Below are 3,519 nucleotides of genomic sequence, written 5' to 3' on the forward strand. Positions count from 1 at the left end.
GACCCAGCTGCGCCCGGAGCAGGCCGCCTACATCGGCGTCGACGTCGACGGCCCCTACAAGCCCGACCACTACCGCTACTGACCGGCCCGTACCGCCGCCGAGCGGTACGGCACGACATGCTGGTGAGCGCGTCGGTGCGCTGACACCCTCACCAGCAGCCCCACCTCCGAGGCAGGCCCCCGCACCCCCGTGTCGGGGGCCTGCCCCTTCGGCCGCCCGGTCCATCGGCCGGACCAGCCCTCACGCCCCAGGACCCCCATGCCCCGCGGCCGTTATTCGCTCCACGATCCGCACGATCACACCCCCCTCGCCGAAGAACACTTCCAGTGCGCCCCCGGCCCATCCGGCTGGCGCTACGTCTCCCGACTGACCACGCCGTCAGGCGACCACCACGGCTCCGTGGACCTCACCCTCGACGACCTGGGCCGCCCCATCCGCCTCGAACTCCACGCCGCGGACTGGCAGGTACGCGGCGCCGCCCTAGACGGCGTCACCTGGGTCCGTACGGACCCGACCGGGACCCATGCCACAGAAGGCAACGTGCGCGCCCACGCCTTCACCGGCACATCCCCCGCATTCCTCATCGCCACCACCCGTCTCCTGCGCCTCACCCCTTCCGCCACGGCAACCCGTGTACGCCTCGTAGCCCTCACCGATCCCGTCCTCGCCCCGCGCACCGTGGACCAGTCCTGGACCTTGGTGAACAGAGAAGCACACGCCACTGACAACGGCCCTCTGACCGTGGACGAATACCAGGTCACAGCCTTGGACACGGGAGAACAGCACATCGTGCACATCGCCGGCGACGTGGTCCTCGCGGCGCCCGGAATCGAGTTGGAGGACCTCGAATCGCCGCCGTCGACGTTCGAGTGAGGGGGGCGAGGGGCGTACAGCAGGGCGCCTTGTCTGTATGACGAGTTGCCGGGAGGGCGTGTCGTCAGGCCGCAGCGGTCGCACGGTCAGGCCGGAGGCACGAACCCCGTTCTTTCGGCGGCCGGGCGGTCCGTGGGCGGCGAGGTCGGCGGCGCGGCGGCTGGTGAGGCCGGCGGCTGACCGGTCGGTGCCTCGAATGCGGCAGGTGCGGACTGCGGCGCCGAGGGTCGGCCTCCGAGACCGGCCTGTCCGGTGGCGGCTGGGGCCGCAGGCTGCGGGTACGGCGTTCGGTACGTGGTGCCGGAAGGAGCCGCGTACGGATTCGAGCCGGCCCCGGCCCCCTTCGCGAAGGCCCGCCGAACTTCACGGGCCTGCCGCTCCTGCAGCACCGCCGCCAGATAGGCCGCCGGCGGAACACCCTGCGGAACCGGCGTTCCGGTGTGAGACGCGAGGTCAGAGGCAAGCCGCTCCGCCATGGCCCAGCCGACCTGCGGATCCAGCTGCTGCATGCGGGCCAGATACTGGCGGACGGTGAGCCACAGCCCGTCGGGAACCGCGGACAGGTCGAGCGCCGAGAACCGCCCGGCCAGCCAGGGCGGCGGCGGAGGCAGGAAACCGGTCCGCGCGACAGGCACCCGCTCCCGTACGACGAGCGTCCCGGCGAACACATCCCCGAGCCGCCGCCCGCGAGCCGACACGAGCGAGGCGATGCAGGCGATGACGCCGAACGTCATCAGGATCTCGATCACACCGATCCCGCCCCGGACCAGCGCATGCCTGAACCGGATCGGACCGCCGTCGTCCCGCACCACCCTGAGTCCGCACGCCAGCTTCCCGAGGGAACGCCCATGGCTCAACGTCTCCACCGCGATCGGAGCGCCGACCAGGACCAGGACGAACACCCCGAGCGACACGGCGACCTGAGCAGCGTCGTCCAGCGAGGCGGTGGCGGCGACAAGCGCGATGGTCAGGGCCACATAGACCGCCACGGCCACGACCAGATCGAGCAACACCGCCAGCGCCCTGCTGGGCAGCCTCGCGGGGCGCAACTCCAGCGCCACCGCCTCGCCCGTCACCAGCTCACTCACGCCCGTCGCCCTTCCCCTGGCCTGCTCTCGCAACGGCCAGTCTGCCAAGCTGAGGGCGCATCGCGCCGCAGTACGACAAGCTGACATCCAGGACGAGCCGCCGACGAGCAGCCGAGGAGCAGGCAGACCGATGGACCTCGACGTCTTCGTCACCGCGCACCGAGCCGAATGGGATCGCCTCGACGCCCTCCTCGGACGCCGGCGCCTCACCGGAGCCGAGGCCGACGAACTCGTCGCGCTCTACCAGCGCACGGCCACCCATCTCTCCCTCATCCAGTCCAGCGCCCCCGATCCCCAGCTGACCGGACGACTCAGCCAACTCGTGGCACGCGCGCGTAGCGCCGTGACGGGCACCCGGCGCGCCTCATGGAGAGACGTCACCCGCTTCCTCGCGCACGGTTTCCCCTCGGCCGTCTACCGGTCACGGCGCTGGTGGGTGCCCACGGCCCTCATCTCCACCGTCATCGCGATCATCCTGGGCTGGTGGATAGGCACCCACCCCGACGTGCAGGCGTCCATCGCCGCCCCCAGCGAGCTGCGTGAACTCACACGCCCGGGTGGCCAGTACGAGACCTACTACTCGAGCCACCCCGCGGCCTCCTTCGCCGCCCAGGTCTGGACGAACAACGCCTGGGCCGCCGCCCAGTGCCTCATCCTGGGCATCTTCCTCGGCCTGCCCGTCCTCTGGATCCTCTTCCAGAACATGCTCAACCTCGGCGTCGGCTTCGGCCTGATGTCCTCAGCCGGCCGCCTCGACACCTTCCTCGGCTTGGTCCTCCCGCACGGCATGCTCGAACTGACCGCGGTCTTCGTGGCCGCCGGGACCGGGCTCCGCCTCGGCTGGACCGTCATCGACCCCGGCCCACGAACCCGCCGCACGGCCCTCGCAGAGGAAGGCCGTGCCGCCATCGGCATGGCGATCGGTCTCGCCCTGGTCCTCTTCGTGTCCGGCGCCATCGAAGGCTTCGTCACCCCCTCCGGCCTGCCCACCTGGGCCCGCATCGGCATCGGAATCCTCGCGGAGCTCGCCTTCCTCCTGTACGTCTTCGTCCTGGGCGGCCGGGCAGCGCGCAGCGGAGAGACAGGCGACGTCGAGGCGGTTGAGCGCAGCGCCACGGTCCCTACGGCCGCCTGATGTGCGGGCACGCCCGTCGAGCTGTTAGTCTCTCCTTCGCCCCGCAGGAGCCGTTGACACGGACCAGACGGGGAGGTAGATTCGAACAGTTGCCTGGAACCGGATTCAATCCGGTCGGCAGCAGTGAGTGTCTGTCTGCTTCTCGGAACGTCGATTTCGAAGAAGCCACCTCCCGATGAATCGGAAATGAGCGGCCGGTCAGACCGGCTCGAATCTTCTGATAAAGTCGGAACCGCCGGAAAGGAAACCGCGAAACAAAAGCGGGGAACCTGGAAAGCACCGAGGAAATCGGATCGGAAAAGGGTCTGATAGAGTCGGAAACGCAAGACCGAAGGGAAGCGCCCGGAGGAAAGCCCGAGAGGGTGAGTACGAAGGAAGCGTCCGTTCCTTGAGAACTCAACAGCGTGCCAAAAATCAACGCC

4 protein-coding genes are annotated in these 3,519 nt (G+C 69.6%); 3 read left to right on the forward strand and 1 reads right to left on the reverse strand.

The window, feature by feature from the left end:
- Together ABZZ74_RS53005 and ABZZ74_RS53010 are read left to right on the forward strand one after the other, a co-directional pair.
- Nucleotides 1–82 (forward strand): adenosylhomocysteinase (locus ABZZ74_RS53005; RefSeq protein ID WP_356772673.1); only part of this gene is annotated, 82 nt, incomplete at its 5' end.
- A 177-nt stretch (nucleotides 83–259) separates the two neighbouring features.
- Nucleotides 260–874 carry a hypothetical protein gene (locus tag ABZZ74_RS53010; RefSeq protein WP_356951284.1) on the forward strand — a complete coding sequence of 205 codons (615 nt, stop codon included), beginning with the start codon at nucleotides 260–262 and terminating at the stop codon, nucleotides 872–874.
- Between the two features lie 86 nt (nucleotides 875–960).
- On the opposite strand, the gene ABZZ74_RS53015 is transcribed toward ABZZ74_RS53010, so the two are convergent.
- Entirely contained in the window at nucleotides 961–1,962 is a 1,002-nt protein-coding gene (locus ABZZ74_RS53015) for an RDD family protein (RefSeq protein WP_356951285.1), read from the reverse strand.
- Between the two features lie 130 nt (nucleotides 1,963–2,092).
- On the opposite strand from ABZZ74_RS53015, the gene ABZZ74_RS53020 reads away from it, so the two are divergent.
- On the forward strand, nucleotides 2,093–3,097 hold the full coding sequence (locus ABZZ74_RS53020) for a stage II sporulation protein M (RefSeq protein ID WP_356951286.1): 1,005 nt from the start codon (nucleotides 2,093–2,095) through the stop codon (nucleotides 3,095–3,097).
- The last annotated feature ends 422 nt before the right edge of the window (nucleotides 3,098–3,519 follow it).

It is taken from the genome of Streptomyces sp. NPDC006476, from assembly GCF_040612015.1.
GTDB lineage: Bacteria > Actinomycetota > Actinomycetes > Streptomycetales > Streptomycetaceae > Streptomyces > Streptomyces griseorubiginosus_B.